This is a genomic window from candidate division KSB1 bacterium, assembly GCA_034506395.1.
Classification (GTDB): domain Bacteria; phylum Zhuqueibacterota; class Zhuqueibacteria; order Thermofontimicrobiales; family Thermofontimicrobiaceae; genus Thermofontimicrobium.
Genome location: JAPDPQ010000003.1, coordinates 164,600 through 182,436, shown reverse-complemented (window position 1 = coordinate 182,436; position 17,837 = coordinate 164,600). Strand labels below are relative to the sequence as shown.

The 17,837-nt window shown below is 46.3% G+C and carries 18 protein-coding genes; all 18 read left to right on the top strand.

Translation table 11 applies throughout. From position 1 onward, the window contains the following. Nucleotide 1: 1 nt before the first annotated feature. The 18 genes from bamD to ftsA all read left to right on the top strand — a co-directional run bounded on the left by bamD (nt 2) and on the right by ftsA (nt 17,780). Nucleotides 2-766: an outer membrane protein assembly factor BamD gene (bamD, locus tag ONB37_03125; protein MDZ7399139.1), complete on the top strand. Its 765-nt coding sequence runs from the start codon at nt 2-4 to the stop codon at nt 764-766. A 48-nt stretch (nt 767-814) separates the two neighbouring features. After that, entirely contained in the window at nt 815-1,411 is a 597-nt protein-coding gene (gene nadD / locus ONB37_03120) for a nicotinate-nucleotide adenylyltransferase (protein MDZ7399138.1), read from the top strand. 112 nt (nt 1,412-1,523) lie between these two features. Beyond that, nucleotides 1,524-2,156: a 1-acyl-sn-glycerol-3-phosphate acyltransferase gene (locus tag ONB37_03115; GenBank protein MDZ7399137.1), complete on the top strand. Its 633-nt coding sequence runs from the start codon at nt 1,524-1,526 to the stop codon at nt 2,154-2,156. A gap of 263 nt (nt 2,157-2,419) precedes the next feature. Further along, nucleotides 2,420-3,097 (top strand): Crp/Fnr family transcriptional regulator, encoded by a 678-nt coding sequence (locus ONB37_03110; GenBank protein MDZ7399136.1) that lies wholly within the window; start codon nt 2,420-2,422, stop codon nt 3,095-3,097. A 16-nt stretch (nt 3,098-3,113) separates the two neighbouring features. Beyond that, nucleotides 3,114-3,548, top strand: a complete 435-nt coding sequence (locus ONB37_03105; GenBank protein MDZ7399135.1) for an NUDIX hydrolase — start codon at nt 3,114-3,116, stop codon at nt 3,546-3,548. A gap of 495 nt (nt 3,549-4,043) precedes the next feature. Continuing rightward, on the top strand, nt 4,044-4,829 hold the full coding sequence (locus ONB37_03100) for an EcsC family protein (protein MDZ7399134.1): 786 nt from the start codon (nt 4,044-4,046) through the stop codon (nt 4,827-4,829). A 17-nt stretch (nt 4,830-4,846) separates the two neighbouring features. Then, the gene (locus ONB37_03095) at nt 4,847-5,398 is read left to right on the top strand and encodes a GNAT family N-acetyltransferase (protein MDZ7399133.1); all 552 of its coding nucleotides are present in this window, start codon (nt 4,847-4,849) and stop codon (nt 5,396-5,398) included. 64 nt (nt 5,399-5,462) lie between these two features. Next, nucleotides 5,463-6,128 carry a lysoplasmalogenase gene (locus ONB37_03090; GenBank protein ID MDZ7399132.1) on the top strand — a complete coding sequence of 222 codons (666 nt, stop codon included), beginning with the start codon at nt 5,463-5,465 and terminating at the stop codon, nt 6,126-6,128. A gap of 270 nt (nt 6,129-6,398) precedes the next feature. Beyond that, nucleotides 6,399-6,863, top strand: a complete 465-nt coding sequence (locus ONB37_03085; GenBank protein ID MDZ7399131.1) for a DUF488 domain-containing protein — start codon at nt 6,399-6,401, stop codon at nt 6,861-6,863. Nucleotides 6,864-7,374: 511 nt separating this feature from the next. Next, the gene (mraZ, locus tag ONB37_03080; protein ID MDZ7399130.1) at nt 7,375-7,830 is read left to right on the top strand and encodes a division/cell wall cluster transcriptional repressor MraZ; all 456 of its coding nucleotides are present in this window, start codon (nt 7,375-7,377) and stop codon (nt 7,828-7,830) included. Beyond that, nucleotides 7,827-8,759 carry a 16S rRNA (cytosine(1402)-N(4))-methyltransferase RsmH gene (rsmH, locus tag ONB37_03075; protein MDZ7399129.1) on the top strand — a complete coding sequence of 311 codons (933 nt, stop codon included), beginning with the start codon at nt 7,827-7,829 and terminating at the stop codon, nt 8,757-8,759. The genes mraZ and rsmH overlap by 4 nt, the downstream gene beginning before the upstream one ends. A 21-nt stretch (nt 8,760-8,780) precedes the next feature. Next, nucleotides 8,781-9,143 (top strand): cell division protein FtsL, encoded by a 363-nt coding sequence (gene ftsL / locus ONB37_03070; GenBank protein MDZ7399128.1) that lies wholly within the window; start codon nt 8,781-8,783, stop codon nt 9,141-9,143. A 142-nt stretch (nt 9,144-9,285) separates the two neighbouring features. Further along, on the top strand, nt 9,286-11,436 hold the full coding sequence (locus ONB37_03065; protein MDZ7399127.1) for a penicillin-binding transpeptidase domain-containing protein: 2,151 nt from the start codon (nt 9,286-9,288) through the stop codon (nt 11,434-11,436). An 85-nt stretch (nt 11,437-11,521) separates the two neighbouring features. After that, the gene (locus ONB37_03060; GenBank protein MDZ7399126.1) at nt 11,522-12,943 is read left to right on the top strand and encodes a UDP-N-acetylmuramoyl-tripeptide--D-alanyl-D-alanine ligase; all 1,422 of its coding nucleotides are present in this window, start codon (nt 11,522-11,524) and stop codon (nt 12,941-12,943) included. 122 nt (nt 12,944-13,065) lie between these two features. Then, on the top strand, nt 13,066-14,154 hold the full coding sequence (gene mraY / locus ONB37_03055; protein MDZ7399125.1) for a phospho-N-acetylmuramoyl-pentapeptide-transferase: 1,089 nt from the start codon (nt 13,066-13,068) through the stop codon (nt 14,152-14,154). A gap of 123 nt (nt 14,155-14,277) precedes the next feature. Further along, on the top strand, nt 14,278-15,474 hold the full coding sequence (gene ftsW, locus ONB37_03050) for a putative lipid II flippase FtsW (protein MDZ7399124.1): 1,197 nt from the start codon (nt 14,278-14,280) through the stop codon (nt 15,472-15,474). Nucleotides 15,475-15,603: 129 nt separating this feature from the next. Then, the gene (locus ONB37_03045; protein ID MDZ7399123.1) at nt 15,604-16,341 is read left to right on the top strand and encodes an FtsQ-type POTRA domain-containing protein; all 738 of its coding nucleotides are present in this window, start codon (nt 15,604-15,606) and stop codon (nt 16,339-16,341) included. Between the two features lie 203 nt (nt 16,342-16,544). After that, nucleotides 16,545-17,780: a cell division protein FtsA gene (ftsA, locus tag ONB37_03040; GenBank protein MDZ7399122.1), complete on the top strand. Its 1,236-nt coding sequence runs from the start codon at nt 16,545-16,547 to the stop codon at nt 17,778-17,780. Nucleotides 17,781-17,837: the final 57 nt, after the last annotated feature.

Sequence of the window (17,837 nt, the reverse complement as noted above, 5' to 3'; positions counted from 1 at the left end):
TATGAGACACAATTTTCAGTATTACACGATCTGGGTGTTATTGATAATAATTGTTGTCGCGACATGCAGCCGACAGAAGATTAGGCCGAATATATCCATCGAAGAGCGGATGAAAGTCGCAGAGAAATTGTTCAACGATGGTGATTATTTGGAAGCCCGAACCCAGTTTCGGATTGTTATTCTGAATTCGCCAGGCGGGAGTTTGAGCGACAAGGCCCAATTCTATTATGCAGAATGTCATTTTCGATTGAAGGAATACATTTTAGCGATAGCTGAATATGAGAAATTGATCCGCATGTACGCCAATAGCGAATATGTAGACGATGCGCAATTCCAGATCGGATTGAGTTATTTTCGATTATCACCAAAGGCAGCGTTGGATCAGACATACACTGAAAAAGCGATTGAGGAATTTCAGAAATTTTTAGAGGATTTCCCACAAAGCGAATTAGCCCCCCGAGCAAAAGAATACATGAGAAAATGTCGTGAGAAGCTAGCGCTGAAGAATTTTAAGAATGGCGAATCATACCGGAAGCGCGCGCTCTATCGTGCTGCGCTGATATATTATGACTATGTACTCGATAACTATTATGACACCAAATATGCAGAACTATCACTTTGGCAAAAGGCAGAATGTTATCGCTTGTTAGGTGAAATCGATCACAGCCAGAAATTCTATAAGCTGTACATGGAAAAATATCCGCAAGGCAGCAAAAGCACTCGAGCCAAGGAGTTCTTATCTATTCTGAAAACTGATAACAAGTGAAATGTTCTGGCAGACCTGGTAGATGCGAAACCCCAGTCATTGCCAGGGATGGAGGGAGCGATTAAAATCGGATTATTTGGTGGATCGTTCGATCCGATTCACAACGGTCATCTTCTTTTAGCCAACTGGACCAAAGAGAAACTGCGCTTAGAGAGAATCATTTTCATCCCAGCAGCCATTCCGCCGCACAAACAACAGACGCCCTTAACAAATGCGACTCACCGTTATCGCATGGTCCAACTTGCCATCGAATCTTTTCCCGATTTTGAGGTTTCCGACATAGAACTTCAAAGAGGGGGGATTTCCTATACCATTGATACGATTTATTATTTCAAGAAGAAGTTTAATTTGTCGCGTCGGGATCTTTATTTGATTATTGGCGCAGACAGCCTAATCGATTTCAAGAATTGGAGATCCCCCTATAAAATCATCGCCAATTGCCAATTGGTAGTGCTGCAACGGCCCAATGTCGATTTAACCAAAGCAGAAACAGTGTATCGGCAGCATGCCATCATTTTATCCTCTCCCTTGATATCTATTTCTGCAACAGAAATCCGTCAGCGCATCAGAGAGGGCCTCCCCATCACTGAACTCGTCCCTGCCAAGGTTGAGCGCTATATTTATGAATTCGGTTTATATCGCTAATTGATGATATTTTTTCATCTGAAAAAAAATATGCTTGATTTTATCCAGTTGAATGTTTAATTTTTAATCTTCAATAAAACATGAGTGCAATAAACTAATTCATCGGTCTAATATGATCTATTGGATTTCAGCTTTCATACTTAAGCTCTTTGCCAAGATCTATCTTAGGGGAAAGGGATATGGCCGAGAAAATTTCCCAGAAAAAGGGCCTTACATTGGGGTGGTCAATCACAACAGCAATCTTGATGCTGTCGCCATGGCTCTGGTGATAAAGCATCGAGTTCATACCATGGCTAAGGATTCGCTGTTTCGCGTGCCAGTGCTAAAATGGTGGCTCAAAGCTGTAAATATGTTCCCAGTAGTTCGCGATGCTTCGGATCAAGCTGCATTTGAACATGCTTTGAACCTACTAAAAAACGGCGAAATCCTTTTTATGGCCCCAGAAGGGACCCGAAAAAAACAGCCTGGGGAACGCTTACGACCGAGGACCGGGTTCGTTCGTCTGGCGCAGCTTACTGGGGCTCCAGTCGTTCCAGTGGCAATTTGGGGCACGGACCGAGTTCTGCCGCCGAAAGCCTGGTTCCCGCGACCTGCCAAGGTCCGGGTCCGTGTGGGAAAGCCGATCCAATTAGAAAAAATTGAAGTCTCCCTGGAAAACAAAGACCAGTTGCAACAGCAAGCCAACATGGTGATGGATGCTGTTTATCAAATGCTCGAAGAGTTCGATCGAACCGAATCCAGATAGCTATGGCGTGAATCAAAGAGTCACACCTCATGGATCTCGGTATCATTTTGCATGGTAGTTAAGAAATGCGAGGAAACCCCTGCTTTCGCAGAAGTGACGTTTGTATTTTCTTCGATTGTTCATGTTGCGAAAAACTTCTGGCATCTTATGAAGTGAGCATAAATCTGGATCACATGGCAGCGTTGGGACAAAGTTTCTGAATAGAGATGTTTTATTGATCAATCTTTTAATTCGTGAAGCTAACCACTCATTGGGGAGGGCACATGGAAACGTATTTGTTAAAAAGAGTACCGCTTTTTTCCAAATTGAGTGAGGATGATCTTGAGCGAATTCGCAAACTATGTGTAACGCAGCATTATGACAAGGACCAGATCATTTTCATCGAGGAAGAGGCTGGCAACACCCTGTTTCTCATTCAAAAGGGACGGGTGAAAGTATCGCGAACGACTGATGATGGCCGAGAAGTGATCCTTTCGATTCTTCAGCATGGCGATTTTTTCGGAGAGCTTTCGTTAATCGATGGGAAGGCTCGTTCAGCCAGCGTAACCGCTATTGAGGATTCCGAGGTATTAATTCTGCGCCGCGCGGACTTTTTGAGATTATTGGAGGAATATCCCCAGATTTCCATCAGCTTGATGAAGGAATTAGCTGGCCGGATTCGGAAGAGCGACACGCAAATTAAGAGCCTCTCGCTCCAGGATGCGATGGGCCGAGTTGCTTCATCTCTCATTCTGCTGGCTGAAGATCAAGGAAGGTTCAACAAAGAAATGGTGGTCATACCCCGCATTCCATTGCAACAGGATCTGGCGAATATGGCAGGAACTTCCCGAGAGACCATTTCTCGCGTTTTCCGCCAATTGCAGCAAGAAAATTGGATTCAGCGCACTGGCCGAAAGGTTACGATCTTAAATTTCCCTCAATTCAAAAAGAAATTTAGCTAATTAGGACCGACAACGAATGACACGGAGCTATCCCTCGGCGCCGCTGGTTGGAGTGGGCGTTATTACATTTAATTCTGAAGGACAAATCTTGCTTGTGAAGCGCGGCAACGAGCCCGCCAAATCCTTATGGTCGCTCCCAGGTGGCCTGGTAGAGCTCGGCGAGCGCGTTCGTGATGCTGGTATTCGCGAAGTAAAAGAGGAATGTAATATCGATATCGAACCCCTGGACGTCATCTCGGTAGTCGATTTGATTCTTCAAGATGCCGAAGGAAAAATCAAATATCACTACGTGCTGATCGACTATCTGGCTAAGTTCGTTTCAGGTGAACTGAAACCCCAATCCGATGTCATTGCAGCCCATTGGTTCTCTCGGGATCAATTAGCAGATCTGGATATTCCCGAAGTCACCAGAGAAGTGATCGAAAAAGCCTTTAAATTGGGTCTGGAATAAAAAGGCACCAGACGAAGCACTTCGTTCTCATCCCTCACATTCATGGATCATCATGGTGCTTTGATGCATTAAGAAAAACATTGCTGCTTCAGCAGATACAAAGATGTTGCTGATAATTTAGAGAAGGTGGAGCATCGCGATGTAAAAGACGTAGACCTCACAAATTCGATGATGTTTCTAAAATAATTTGACAAATTACCTTGCTCACTGGTAGAAATAAATATCGCAGGAGAGTTATACATTATCGACCTTAAATGTCCCTGCAATCTCCTGTTCCTCTAAAGCAGGATAGATTGAATCAATTTCTTTTGATTAATAGATGTTAAATAGGGCTAAGAGATGAGTTGAAGCCCAATGAAATATTCTAAAATGGGATGAAATTTATGTTGGTTTTGCTTGATCAGAGCGCTCATGGTAACCACTGAATGAATAAATGAGAGCACAGTGAAATCAGGCAACTTTTTAACAATATTGAAAAGCAATTATGTCTGACGCATGAGAATTTCTCTTGAGGATTTTGCTGCTTTGCGTGAGGCAAAGCGATTATTGGAGTCCCCCAGCTTTGCTGCGAAAATTAGTCACAAACTAGGCCTACCAATTGAGCGGGGCTTGGAGTTATTACCTGAAAATTGGGCTCAGCTGATCCAATTAGCGACTCGAAAGGCGATTGAGAAAGCACTTCGGATAGCCATCAAAACGATCGATAGTGGCAGGCCGATTCGGCGCACAGATCTTTTCCACAAACTCGCGGTGGCAGCCTCGGGGGCTACTGGGGGAGCGTTCGGCTGGATGGGTTTTGCGATGGAATTACCAGTTTCAACTGTGATCATGTTACGTTCGATTGCAGAGATTGCGCGAGCTGAAGGTGAAGATATCAATTCCGCAGAGACGATGTTGAATTGTTTACAGATTTTTGCACTTGGCGGGCCAACTGAGCAAGACAACGCAAGCGAAACCGGCTATTATGCAGTTCGAGCCGCCCTTTCCAAGGCGGTCGCTGATGCTGCCCGACACATCGCCAGCCGCGGCTTAGCGGAAGATGGGGCCCCAGTATTGGTGCGCTTGATTGCATTGATCGCCTCTCGATTCGGAGTAGTTGTGACGGAAAAGGCAGCAGCCATGGCAATTCCAACCATTGGCGCAATTGGAGGCGCGATCATCAATACGATATTCATCGATCATTTTCAAAATATTGCTCGCGGCCACTTTACCATTCGGCGGCTGGAGCGTAGATATGGCGCTAATTTGGTCAAAAAGGAATATCAAAAAATCATCACCTGACGAGCGAATCAACCAAAATGAATCCAATTCCTGAATTGAAAACTAACCGTCTCACACTTCGACCTTTCACCCTGGCCGATGCCCCGATGGTCCAAAAATTGGCAGGCGAGTACGAGGTAGCCCGCCGGACACTGAATATTCCTTACCCTTATGAGGATGGTGTTGCAGAAAAGTGGATCAGTAAACACGCGGATCTTTTTGCCAAAATGGAGCAGGTGATTTTTGCCATCATCCATCGTAGTGGAAATTATCTGATCGGCGCCATCGGGCTATCGAGCATTAGTCAAGAGCATGAAACCGGTGAGGTCGGCTATTGGATCGGAAAGCCCTATTGGAATCAGGGCTATTGCACCGAAGCGCTTGCGCAAGTCCTGCGATACGGTTTTGAAGAATTGGGGCTAAATCGGATCTACGCGAGACATTTTAAAAGCAATCCAGCCTCGGGTCGTGTCTTGCAGAAAGTACACATGAGATACGAGGGATGTCAGCGCCAGCAATTTAAAAAGTTCGGCCAGTTCGAAGACGTGGAGCTATACGGTATTTTGCGCCACGAATTTTGGAGTAGATGACTCGCCCACCGGTGCGACTGACAAAACGCTCATCCGCGCTTACAAAATAAAATAGGAAAAATCGATGTCGATCTATTATTACCCATTTATCGGAGCGCTGATCCTTGTAGTGAGCTTGCTTATACGGGCTGAATTTGCCGAGAAAATCAAACAAATCTATATTTTTAAACCCACGGCAACGGTCCTAATAATCATCATTGCCGGGCTGTCTTTGTTCACGCCAGAACCCCACCATTTAAGCTATAATTCTGGAATCCTCGTCGGTCTGATCTTTTCTCTTGCCGGGGATATTGCGTTGATGTTCAAATCTGCTCGGGCATTTTTATTTGGTTTAGTATTCTTCCTCATTACGCATATCATCTATTCCATCGTTTTTACCGCACACAGCGGGTTTGTTCGCATGGATTGGGTCACCGCGATCGTTTTGCTTGTGCTGGCAATCTTGATCTATATCTACCTATATTCTGGCTTAGGAGAGATGAAGCTTCCAGTCATGTGCTATGTTTTGGTCATTAGTTTTATGATGCATCGCGCTCTCTCGACTTTTTCTGGGACTTTTTTCAATGCGAATCAAGCTTGGGCCATTGCTTTAGGGGCTGGACTATTTTACCTGTCTGATTTAATCCTGGCCATCAATAAGTTTAAAAGACCACTCAAGTACAATCGCCTAAGCCTGGCTTGCTATTTTAGTGGCCAATTGCTCATCGCTTTGAGCACAGGCCTGTTTTAAAAACTATCTGCTGTTTCGCGAAATGGAATTGATCTAAAAAGTGGCTATTGCAAATGCACTAATTTATTGTCCCCTTAAGCAAAGGTTCATGACGAAACCTATCCATCCGCTTAAATAACGGTCCCAAAATGGTAGTATGGCCATCTGCCAATGATTTTTAATTTGGGAAAAAAACGTCGTTGCGATCGAAAAAAGCTTACAAGATTTTCAGGTATTTCAAAAAGTCAGAAAGTTCGATCTGGTCCATTAAAAATTTCAATTCAACAGCTAATGTCGGATATTAAGAAAACAATTTATTCAATTGGACACTCCACTCATCCCATCGAGCATTTCCTTTATTTGCTTCAGCGATATGGCATCGAGGTGATTGCCGATGTCCGACGCTTTCCGTCTTCAAAGTCCAATCCACAATATCAATTGGAGCAATTAAAGTGCGAGCTCGCGCGAAGTGGAGTTGAATATCATTGGTTAGGTGATGCTTTAGGCGGTTTTCGCAATGGAGGCTATCTGGAATACATGAAAAGTGAATCGTTTTTAAAGGGGATCGAGCAATTGACCTCCATTGCTGAATCAAAGCGCACGGCCATCATGTGTGCTGAAAAACTATTTTTCCGATGTCATCGGCGCTTCATTGCAGATCATTTGGTCCTGCTCGGATGGCGCGTCATCCATGTCCTTGATGAAAATAAGAGCTATCCTCATATCTCCTCTAACACCATTATAATGCAATTGTGAGCTCTTATTGACCAAGAAAGAAAGAGAGGCTGAGCCAGTTCCCGCCTAACAAATCTCATTTCCAGCCAGTGCAAAATTCCCCATAAAAAATAACAAGAGTCCTCTCCGTTCTCCATAATCGTCCAAAAAATAGTTGATTTTTCCGAACCATAAATGGTAATTGCAAACAAGAGCTGAAACGATTCCAGGGGAAAGGCTTCAAAAAAAACGTTCGCTTGGGAAAAAATTTTTTAATAATTGCATTTTTTGCTTGACAATAAGAAAAAAAAAGTGTATAATTGTGGGAGAAAAGGGGTAAAAATGGGTAATAAAACCAAAAAAATGGTTGAAAGTGTGGCCAATTGATGAAGGAATGGGGGATTGATGGAAGAGTTTTAAAGCAATAGTGGTGGCGGCACAGGGAGGGATGGGCATAAGGGCGAAAGCATTGATATAGGCGTTGAGTAGAAAATTTTGAAAATGATTGTGCGGGCCAATTTTTTCATTCATCGGAGCTGAGAGGCGAAAAACGATGCCACTATTTATCGGAGAGTTTTTTTATACGCTAGATGATAAAGGCCGAGTGAATATTCCGGCGAAATTTCGAAAGGCGACATCTGAAAATGCCGATAGCACTTACATTATCCAATATGGCAGGGATAAATGTCTCTATGTTTATCCGATGGATGTTTATGAGAAAAAGATCATTGAAATCATAGATAAGCTCTCAGAGGCGGATCCGTTGCATCGCGCTTATATGTCGATGCTCGGGTCGAAATCGATTGATGTGACATTGGATAAGCAGGGTCGGATCACGATTCCTCCGAAATTTTTAGAATATGCAGGGATCGAGAAGGACGTTCAGATTGTAGGTGCCTACAATCGTATCGAGATATGGGACCCTAAAATTCGAGAGAGATATATTCAGGAGATCGAGCAATCAGGCATTGATCTTGAAGAGAAAATAGCGAGCGAATTAAGTCAGTGATTCCGCAGGAATTTCATACCCCAGTATTGACAGAGGCGGTGGTGGCCTACCTGATCGGCAACCCATCGGGCATATACATTGATGGGACGGTCGGAGCTGGGGGACACAGTCGAGCCATTTTGAATCGTTTGACAGCCAACGGGCGGGTGATTGGGATCGACCGGGATGATCGGGCGCTGGAGGAGGCGGGAAGAAATCTTGCGCATTACGGATCGCAAGTGATGTTATGTCGTGGCAATTTTGCGGAGTTGAAAGGAATTTTGGATTCGCTCGATATTGATTTGGTGGATGGGATTTTATTGGATTTGGGAGTTTCCTCGCATCAAATCGATACGCCAGAGCGAGGTTTCAGCTACAATGCTGATGGACCATTGGACATGCGAATGTCTCGCGATGGTTCGTTGACAGCAGCTCAGTTAATCAATCAATATTCGGTTGCGGAGCTGGAAAAGATAATTAGGGAGTACGGCGAGGAGCGCCGGGCTCGTGCGATCGCTCGCGCCATTGCTAGATACCGAGCGCAACAATCGATCGCTACAACGCGCCAATTGACAAGGATCATCGAATCCAGCGTGCCGCACTCCCATCGGATCAAGACCCTAGCCAGAGTTTTTCAGGCGTTGAGGATTGCAGTGAACGATGAATTGACTCATTTATCCCGATTCTTGACCAGCTCACTCAGTCTGGTGCGGTCTGGTGGCCGAATAGTGATCATCGCTTATCATTCGCTAGAGGATCGATTGGTCAAAGAGTTTTTCAGTGAGCAAGCGAATCCCTGTATTTGTCCAGCGGACCTGCCGAGCTGTGTCTGTGGCAAACAACCGACAATTCGTTTGCTTACCCGAAAGGTAGTAAGACCGTCCGTCCAGGAAATTGCGCTCAATCCCAGAAGCCGCAGCGCCAAGTTAAGGGCGGCTGAGAAAATTTAAGGGAAATCATAGAGAGCGATTATGTCAGGTTATGTGAAACGTCGTCGCACATTGGTTCGCAGCATTGATCAGGTACAGCAAGAATTGGCACGGCCGACCAGCCGGTGGCTGGTGCTGGTCGGAATCCTGATCATCGCATTGATTCTCGTCGGCTTGGTCTGGCAAAAGGTGAAGATCGCTCAATTGATCCAGGAAATCGAACAATTGGAAAAGCAGCTCACTTATTACAAAGAGACTAACGAGAAGTTGCAGGGCAGGGTATTGCATCTATCTCGGGAGGATCGAATTGTCTCCATTGCTCGCACAAAATTGAACATGAGCTATCCGCCGTATGAGATCGTTCGGATCCCCATGATCAAGCATGGATCCGAAGTGAACAAATGAGAGCATCAAATAATAGGGACACAGATTAGATCATTGTCGCTTTCAGATCGTTTCGCCAGCATCTCAAAATCAATTCAGGTCAATTTTTGAAGCAATTGTGCAGTTTAAATTGAGGAACAAGCCAGGGTGAAAGCGCCTAACCATGAAAACGAGAATAACAGCAGATCAAAGCAGCCTAAGACGAATCATCGCGTTGGTGTTGGTGGCGTTACTATTTTTTATCGTCCTGGTGATGCGATTGATACAGATTCAGATAGTGGAGCGAGGTAGCTACGTGGAAAGAGCGCGCAACCAATATTTGTATGCAGCCGAATTAAAACCAGCCCGGGGCATCATCTTTGATCGCAAAATGCGCTATCTTGCTATCAATCGCAATAGCTGGTCGATTGGAGTAGATGTAACCAAAGTTGTCGATCGAGGGTTGATGGCCGATCATTTCGCTCGGATTTTCAATCGAAGCCGGCAATTCTATTTATCGCAATTGGATGGCAAGCGCAGCTTTTTTTGGTTAGCCCGAGGGATCAATGAGGACATGATGCGACAGATCGAGGCGTTGAAATTGCCTGGTATCAGGATCATCAAGGAACCGCGGCGCTACTATCCCCAGAGCCACCTGGCTGCGCAATTGGTAGGTTTCACCGATATCGACCTAAAAGGCCTGAGCGGGGTGGAGCTTGCCATGAATCATGAATTGCAGGGCAGCCATGGCTTGGCCGTCTATCAACGGGATGCGCTGGGAAACACCATATCGGACCCCAACTATCCCACTAAAAAGCCGCGCAAGGGAAAAAACGTGTTCCTTACCATCGACAATACCTACCAGTGGATTGCAGAGGAGGAAGGGCAGCATGTGGTCGACACCTTCGAGGCCGATGCAGCAACGATTATCATCACCAACCCTGGTACCGGCGAGATATTGGCCATGGCGATGAAGCCAGATTTCGATCCCAATAATGCTGGCGGCGCCTCACCCGAGAGTTGGAGAAATCGCGCCATTACCGATAATTATGAACCAGGCTCCACGTTCAAACCGATCGTCATGAGCGCCATTCTGGAGGAAGGCTTAAAATCGCCCGAGGACATGGTTTATTGCGAGAACGGCAAATATAAGATCTATGACCGCGTGATCGAAGATGTGAAGCCCTACGGATGGCTGAGCGTTGCCAATATTATCAAGAAATCAAGCAATATTGGGATGGCAAAGTTAGCCAAAGACTTGGATAAGAGTTTGATCTATCGGTATGTTCGTGATTTCGGATTTGGAGTGACGACTGGCATTGAATTGCCCGGGGAGAGCAGCGGTGAATTGAAAAAGACGATCGAGTGGTCCAAATTTACCCCAATCGCCATGTCATATGGTTACGAGATATCGGTGACGCCGATTCAAATGGCAATGGCGTTTGGAGCGTTGGCCAATGGCGGCTTTTTGTTGAAGCCGAAAATCTATTTGGGAGTTTCTGAAGATACTCGGTTGAACTCGGAATATGTTCAGCCTGAAGTCATTCGTAGGGTGATTTCGGATTCAACCTCGCGGACCATCGTGCGGATGCTCGAAGATGTGGTCTTGGAAGGGACTGGTCGCCAGGCGTTTGTGGAGGGATTGCGAATTGCAGGCAAGACTGGAACAACTCGAAAATATGATCCGCAGCTTCGGCGCTATACAGAGAATCATTTCATCAGTTCATTTATCGGTTTTTTCCCAGCAGAATCACCCCAAGTATTGGTTTATGTCATGGTTGATAATCCGCGCAAGGCATATTTCGGAGGCGAGGTGGCTGCGCCAACGTTCAAACGGATTTTGCAACGCATTTTTCGAGTCATCGAATTAGAAAAGCAATTCGTGGCACGACCTCAATTGGTGCAACAGGATAGCAATGGCAAATCGATTTTTGTGCCGAATTTGCTCAATAAGCTTGTCCCAGTGGCCGATGAAATCGTTGATAAGTTGAAATTGAAACTCGTGCTGGAAAACCCAGGGGACATCATCATCGCTCAGGATCCGCCAGCAGGAACTAGGGTGGAACCCGGGGCGCAGATCATGGTCCGAACGCAGGATTTTAATGAAAACCCTTCAGAGCACAAAACTGAATACACTATTGTACCATCGGTGATCGGGCTGTCAATGCGGGAGGCACTTTCAAGATTATCGCAACGTGGGCTTCGGGTGGAGATTAAAGGCACCGGTAGAGTTTCTGCACAAATTCCAGAAGCTGGCAGAAGGATCCGGGTCGGGGCTCGGTGCATCATTCAATGTTCGCCTATTGTGGACCTTGCAGAATATAGTTCTTGGTGAAACTTAGTTGGGGCAAATTGTAAGCTTAGGTTCGTGCGATGTTGGATTTGCTCCGAGTTCAAGAAGCAGAATCGATCTGGCAACGATGAAAGGTTCAAAGATGGAATTAAAATTTCGGGAATTGCTCAACATTGAGAAAGTTCGATTCGATTTTATTGGGGAAGCTTCGTTGCTTGAGCAAGCAATTGATAGTTTTTGCATTGATTCCCGAGTTATTGAATCTGACCAAACTTTCATCGCTATTAAAGGGGATCGACATGATGGTCACGATTTCATCGCGGAAGTGGTAGCGAAGGGGGCTCGGGCGATCCTGGCGTCCCGATCTTGGTACCATCAGCGAGGTGATCAAATCCCTCAAGGCAATTATTTTTTGGTGAACGATACGCTGGAGGCGTTGCAGGCGATTGCCCATTATTATCGCCAAAAATTCCCTATACCCATTGTGGCAGTAACTGGCAGCAATGGAAAAACTACCACCAGGGAGATGATTGCGACGGTATTGGAACAGAAGTATCATGTGCTGAAAAACTTAGGAAATCTGAACAACCATATCGGCGTGCCGCTGACGCTATTGAATTTGGCGCCAGTTCACCAACTCGGTGTGATTGAAATGGGGACCAACCATCCCGGTGAGATTGCCCGATTGGCAGAGATCGCTTGTCCGACCGCGGGTTTGATCACCAATATCGGCCCAGCCCATTTAGAGTTCTTCGGATCGCTGGAAGGTGTGTTCGAGGCGAAAACTGAGCTGTGGAGATATTTAGAGCAAGCGGGCGAACTTGCCTTTGTTAACGTGGATGATCCATTATTAGCCAAAAGGCTGCCAGCAACCAAAAGGATGGTCACCTATGGTTTTGAGAACCCGGCGCAGATTTCAGGGCGATTTCTGGGACTCGATAACGAAGGACGAGCGGCATTCGCGGTGAATCGGGTGGCGATTCAGTTGAAAATCGCGGGGATGCATAATATCTATAACGGGCTGGCGGCTGTGGCAGTGGGCTTGGAATTTGGTCTGGCTTTGGAACCGATCAAGTCAGCGCTTGAAGCATTTTCCCCAGCATCGAAACGGATGGAGGTTATTCGCAAGGACGGCGTGGTTATTATCAACGATTGCTATAATTCCAATCCAGAATCCGCTCGCAAGGCGCTGTTGACGCTCTCTCAAATGAAGGCCTTGGGAAAACGGATCGCTGTGCTTGGAGATATGTTGGAACTGGGCCACTGGGCACGATCTGAACACGAGTCTGTTGGCCGATATGTCGCAACGCTGGGCAATATTCAATCCCTACTTACCTTTGGCGAGCTATCTCTGCTCACTGCCAAAGAGGCACAGCGCCAGGGAATGAAAAATGTCTTCTACTTCAATGATAAGTCGAAGCTGATTGAGCAACTAAAGAGGATGGTATCAGACGGAGATGTGATCCTGATTAAAGGATCGCGCGGGATGGCGATGGAGCAGGTGACCGCAGCACTGATAGCTGAAGCGGGACGATCTTTGTCCAAATAAAAATCAAAAAACGGAAGCTGATAGGTAACTGGAGGCTTAGCCTCCCGTGCAAAAAAGGTCATGGCCTGATTACCTGATTCAGCGGCCTTCCGAAAACTAAAATATTGAATAGGGCAGGAAATATGTTCTATCACTTACTTTATCCGCTCAAAACCTACATCTCTGGATTGAACCTGTTCGGTTACATCACTTTTCGTTCGGCATCGGCAGCTATTTTGGCGTTACTGATTAGTTTTTTCATCGGGCCAAGGATCATTCGTGAGCTGAGACGACGGCAAATCGGTGAGAAGATCCGAGCAGATGGCCCTGAGACACACCAGAAGAAAGCTGGAACTCCAACGATGGGCGGCATTATTGTGCTGTTCGCTGTACTGATCCCAACGCTCTGTTTCGCCCGATTGGATAATCTCTATGTCTGGTTGATTCTATTGGCTACTATTTGGATGGGGTTGGTCGGATTTCTGGATGATTATTTGAAAGTGGTCAAGAAGAAGCCGAAAGGATTGATCGGCCGGTATAAGTTGGTCGGACAAGTGACCCTGGGGTTGATTATTGGGTCGATGCTCTACTTTCATCCAGCGTTTGCCATCGAACGCGCTGCTTCAACCGTTCCGTTTTTCAAGAACGTCATGGTCTATTGGGGTATCTTTTATATCCCATTGGTCATTTTTATCTTGACGGGGACTTCAAATGCGGTGAATCTCACGGATGGTTTGGACGGTTTGGCCATTGGGCTGGTGGGGATCTCGGCCATGGCCTGGGCAGCGATCAGCTATATCACCGGGCGAGTGGATTTTAGCAATTATCTCAATATCGTCTATTTGCCAGGTGCTGGGGAGCTTACCGTGTATTGCTCAGCTTTGCTTGGTGCTTGTCTGGGATTCCTCTGGTACAATAGCCATCCTGCCGAGGTGTTCATGGGCGATACTGGTGCGCTAGCGTTAGGCAGCGCCTTGGGCACTTTGGCTGTGCTATTGAAAAAAGAATTGTTGCTGCCGATTATCGGCGGTGTTTTTGTCATTGAGGCGCTCTCGGTGATCTTGCAAGTCGGATACTTCAAACGCACTGGCGGAAAACGAATTTTCAAAATGGCGCCATTGCATCATCACTTCGAATTAAAGGGCTGGCATGAATCGAAGGTGGTGGTTCGATTTTGGATCATCGGCATCCTTCTGGTACTGGTGACCCTCAGCACGTTCAAGGTCAGATAGCGCCACTGAACCGCTACCCGATTATCCAATTGCCTGTTCGAATAGATCGGGTCGGCTAACTTGCATTTTCAGACATGATGTTTGCTCAAGATCGATCAAACTGCCTTGGGAGATGATTCAACATTGAAAAATGGATTAAAATATGATGTGCTGCTGGTGATTATCGTGTTGTTGCTCGCGGTCATTGGGACGGCTGCCGTCTACAGCGCCAGCTACTTCAAAGCCCGCGAGGAATATGGAAACAGTCATTATTTTTTGGGCAAGCAGCTCATGCGCTTAGCGCTGGGCATCGGTCTGATGATTCTTTTCATGCGCACCGATTATCATCGACTTCAGAAGCACGCACCGATCATTTTATTGATCACATTTGTCGCTTTAATTTACGTGTTGATCGATGGGAATTTCTATAAGGGAAGTCGTCGCTCGTTCAGTATTTTTGGATTCGTTTTCCAGCCTTCAGAGCTGGCAAAATATGCACTGGTGATTTTTTTATCAACTTTCTTGGTGAAAAAGGGCGAGCGCATCAGAAATTTTTCGGATGGGCTTCTCCCAGCTCTGATCATTGTGTTCGCGATCGTTTTCCCAATTCTGGTAGAGCCAGACTTAGGCAGTGGAGTGATCATATTTATCATTTGTGGGGTCGTTATCTTTACTGCTGGCGCAAGTCTTTACCATTTGGCAGCATTGTCATTCGCTGCATTGAGCGGGGTAGCATTCTTGATCACGCTTTTTCCATATCAAAAAATTCGATTATTCAAGTTCATCAACTCAGTTTTAGGTCGGATTGAACCGCCCTGGCAAGTGAGCCAGTCTTTAATCTCGTTTGCCAATGGGGGGATTTTGGGAGTGGGCTTGGGCAACAGTCGACAGAAGCTCCACTTCTTGCCGCAACCGTTTACCGATTTCATTTTCTCGATCATCGGTGAGGAGGTCGGTCTGATCGGATGCATGTTGCTATTAACGCTGTTCTTGATGCTCATGTGGCGGGGATTGTGGATTGCGATTCACGCTCCCGATAAAGAGGGGCAATTATTGGCGGTCGGTGTAACTGCTAGTATCGTCATTTTTGCTTTTTTTAATGCTGGGATTGCCCTAAATCTTTTACCGGTCACTGGGGTTACCATGCCATTTATCAGCTATGGCGGCAGCTCTTTAATCATGCATTTTATGGGTGTGGGAATTTTATTAAACGTCTCATGGCAAGCGCGCAGCGCCAAAGTGGCAGTGAAGGATTTTTCGCGTAAGAATCAAACTATTAGCTCCTTGTCGATGATCAAATTCAAAAGAAAGCCCATCCGACGGCGACGGTGGGCTAAATGAGACGGCTTTTTCGCTGGGACAAAGTCTCGTCATGGTTCGTCTGTCGTGCAGGGTCCCGATTAATAATCTGGCGCGCTTCATAAGGCTGGATCTGACGTTTGAATCGGCAAAGTAAATTGGGGTTCGGCTATGCTGAAAATCTTCAAAATATCATTCAGCATCATCTTTTTAGCCGTGGTGTTGATGGTCACTTTAATCTGGTTCTATCATAACCAAGTGTTCGTGCTTCAGGCAGTAAAGATCCAAGGTAATCGGTTTGTTAGCAAGGAGGAGATCTTCGAGCTGGCTGGGGTAGAGTTCCATCAGGACTTGGTGAAGATCAAGACTAAAGCGATCGAGGATAGGATTCGTACCCATGGATTGATCGAAGATGTATCGGTCAGCCGCTTTTATCCATCTACGCTTAGAATCAAAGTGAAAGAACGATCGCTGGTGGCCGTAATTGCTGGTTCAGCTATTTCCGCTGTTGATGCGAATGGAACAATCCTGTCGCAGTTTCCTCCAGAGGCTGTGTATGATTTGCCAGCGATCACTGGTTTTCGCTTTATTACCGATTCATTGGGGAGCCGCGTCCCAGAACATCCCGAGCGCGTCTATCTGGCTATTTCACTGTTAAAGCAATTACGGTCGCTAGACCTGGTTATCTACCATGAATTATCGGAATTGCACTATAGTGATGACAACGGGTTTGTGCTTTATTTGAGACATACCAATTCCCCTGTGATTTTAGGTACGGGAAATTTTAGCGAAAAGCTCTATTACTTATCAAAGATATATTATCACTTGATGGAAAAAAACGAACTTGCAACAGCTAAAGTGATTGATATCCGGTTCAAGGATCAAGTGGTGGTGAGAAATCAGATCTAAAGCCGAAGGAATGATAATTAATGATGAGCGCAATCGATGAGCAGCAGATGGAAATGAGCTAGGAATTGTGATGAAACTGATTCAGAAATGGTGATGGGAGTTTGCCGCATTAATCAGAAAAGAAACCCAAGGATGCTCTCTGAGGATTTTAAGATCATGAGAGCCATTGATGATCGAACATTCAATTTAGAAGGAGACACCTGATGTCAAGTCCTGAACTTATTACTGGTCTGGACATTGGGACGACGAAGATCGGGGTGATTATAGCCGAGGTGGAGGACGATAGTCAACCCAAGGTGATTGGTGTTGGCACTGCTCCCTCAGAAGGGCTTCGGAAGGGGGTAGTAGTCAATGTGGAGAAAACCGTTCGTTCCATTGAAAACGCTGTCATCCAGGCTGAGCAAATGGCTGGCGTGAAGATCGATCAGGTTTATGTGGGCATTGCGGGAGATCATATCCGCAGCTATAATGGTCGCGGTGTGGTGGCAGTCGCAGGTCCAGATAATGAAATTACTGAAGATGATGTGCGCCGAGTGATCGATGCCGCCAAGGCGGTGGTGATGCCAATCGATCGAGAGATCATTCACATTATTCCTCAGGAATTCATTGTGGATGATCAGCGGGGCATAAAAGATCCGCTGGGCATGTCGGGCATAAGGTTGGAGACCGAAGTGCATATCGTAACTGGGGCGATTACTTCGGCCCAAAATATCTGCCGCAGTGTTGAGCGCGCTGGGCTGAACGTCAGCGACCTAGTTCTGGAGCCACTGGCCTCAAGCTATTCGGTGCTCAGCGAGGATGAAAAGGAATTGGGCGTGGTGGTGATGGACATGGGGGGTGGTACGACCGATATCGCCATGTTTTTTGAGGGCTGCATTCGACATACTGCAGTTGTAGCGCTCGGTGGCGGCAATGTGACCAATGATATCGCATTGTGCCTCAGGACTCCCGTGGATCAAGCTGAGATGATCAAAATTAAATATGGGTGCGCTTTGCATTCGCTGCTTGAGGATCAGGAACGGACCATCGAGATCCCTGGCGTTGGGGGGCGGCCAGCTCGCAAAGTCGCTCAAGAACTGCTGGTGGACATTATTCATCCCCGCATGGAAGAGATCTTTCGGTTGGCGGCTGGCGAAATTCGAAAATCTGAATTCGCCAATCTGATGACCGCTGGGGTGGTGATCACTGGAGGGGCTGCGCTCATCAAAGGCGCGGTGGAATTGGCCGAAGAGGTGTTCGATATGCCAGTGAAGCTGGGGATCCCCAAAGGATTTAGTGGATTGATCGATCTTGCGAAGAGTCCGATTCATGCAACTGGTGTGGGGCTCATCTTATATGCATTGGCGAATCGATATGAACTGGAAACCTTGCTTACTGAAGGCGGGGAAATTGGGCTGTTTGAAAAAATCTGGGATCGAATGAAAAGCTGGTTCAATTGATCGATTTATTCCCTGGCTTATTATCATGCCTCTAATCAATGACCCGCACCAAGAAGG

What these genes read in the sequence shown, in the direction of transcription:
- bamD (MDZ7399139.1), top strand. Translation starts at nt 2, where the DNA reads ATGAGACACAATTTTCAGTATTACACGATCTGGGTGTTATTGATAATA.
- nadD (MDZ7399138.1), top strand. Translation starts at nt 815, where the DNA reads ATGGAGGGAGCGATTAAAATCGGATTATTTGGTGGATCGTTCGATCCG.
- ONB37_03115 (MDZ7399137.1), top strand. Translation starts at nt 1,524, where the DNA reads ATGATCTATTGGATTTCAGCTTTCATACTTAAGCTCTTTGCCAAGATC.
- ONB37_03110 (MDZ7399136.1), top strand. Translation starts at nt 2,420, where the DNA reads ATGGAAACGTATTTGTTAAAAAGAGTACCGCTTTTTTCCAAATTGAGT.
- ONB37_03105 (MDZ7399135.1), top strand. Translation starts at nt 3,114, where the DNA reads ATGACACGGAGCTATCCCTCGGCGCCGCTGGTTGGAGTGGGCGTTATT.
- ONB37_03100 (MDZ7399134.1), top strand. Translation starts at nt 4,044, where the DNA reads ATGAGAATTTCTCTTGAGGATTTTGCTGCTTTGCGTGAGGCAAAGCGA.
- ONB37_03095 (MDZ7399133.1), top strand. Translation starts at nt 4,847, where the DNA reads ATGAATCCAATTCCTGAATTGAAAACTAACCGTCTCACACTTCGACCT.
- ONB37_03090 (MDZ7399132.1), top strand. Translation starts at nt 5,463, where the DNA reads ATGTCGATCTATTATTACCCATTTATCGGAGCGCTGATCCTTGTAGTG.
- ONB37_03085 (MDZ7399131.1), top strand. Translation starts at nt 6,399, where the DNA reads ATGTCGGATATTAAGAAAACAATTTATTCAATTGGACACTCCACTCAT.
- mraZ (MDZ7399130.1), top strand. Translation starts at nt 7,375, where the DNA reads ATGCCACTATTTATCGGAGAGTTTTTTTATACGCTAGATGATAAAGGC.
- ftsL (MDZ7399128.1), top strand. Translation starts at nt 8,781, where the DNA reads ATGTCAGGTTATGTGAAACGTCGTCGCACATTGGTTCGCAGCATTGAT.
- ONB37_03065 (MDZ7399127.1), top strand. Translation starts at nt 9,286, where the DNA reads ATGAAAACGAGAATAACAGCAGATCAAAGCAGCCTAAGACGAATCATC.
- ONB37_03060 (MDZ7399126.1), top strand. Translation starts at nt 11,522, where the DNA reads ATGAAAGGTTCAAAGATGGAATTAAAATTTCGGGAATTGCTCAACATT.
- mraY (MDZ7399125.1), top strand. Translation starts at nt 13,066, where the DNA reads ATGTTCTATCACTTACTTTATCCGCTCAAAACCTACATCTCTGGATTG.
- ONB37_03045 (MDZ7399123.1), top strand. Translation starts at nt 15,604, where the DNA reads ATGCTGAAAATCTTCAAAATATCATTCAGCATCATCTTTTTAGCCGTG.
- ftsA (MDZ7399122.1), top strand. Translation starts at nt 16,545, where the DNA reads ATGTCAAGTCCTGAACTTATTACTGGTCTGGACATTGGGACGACGAAG.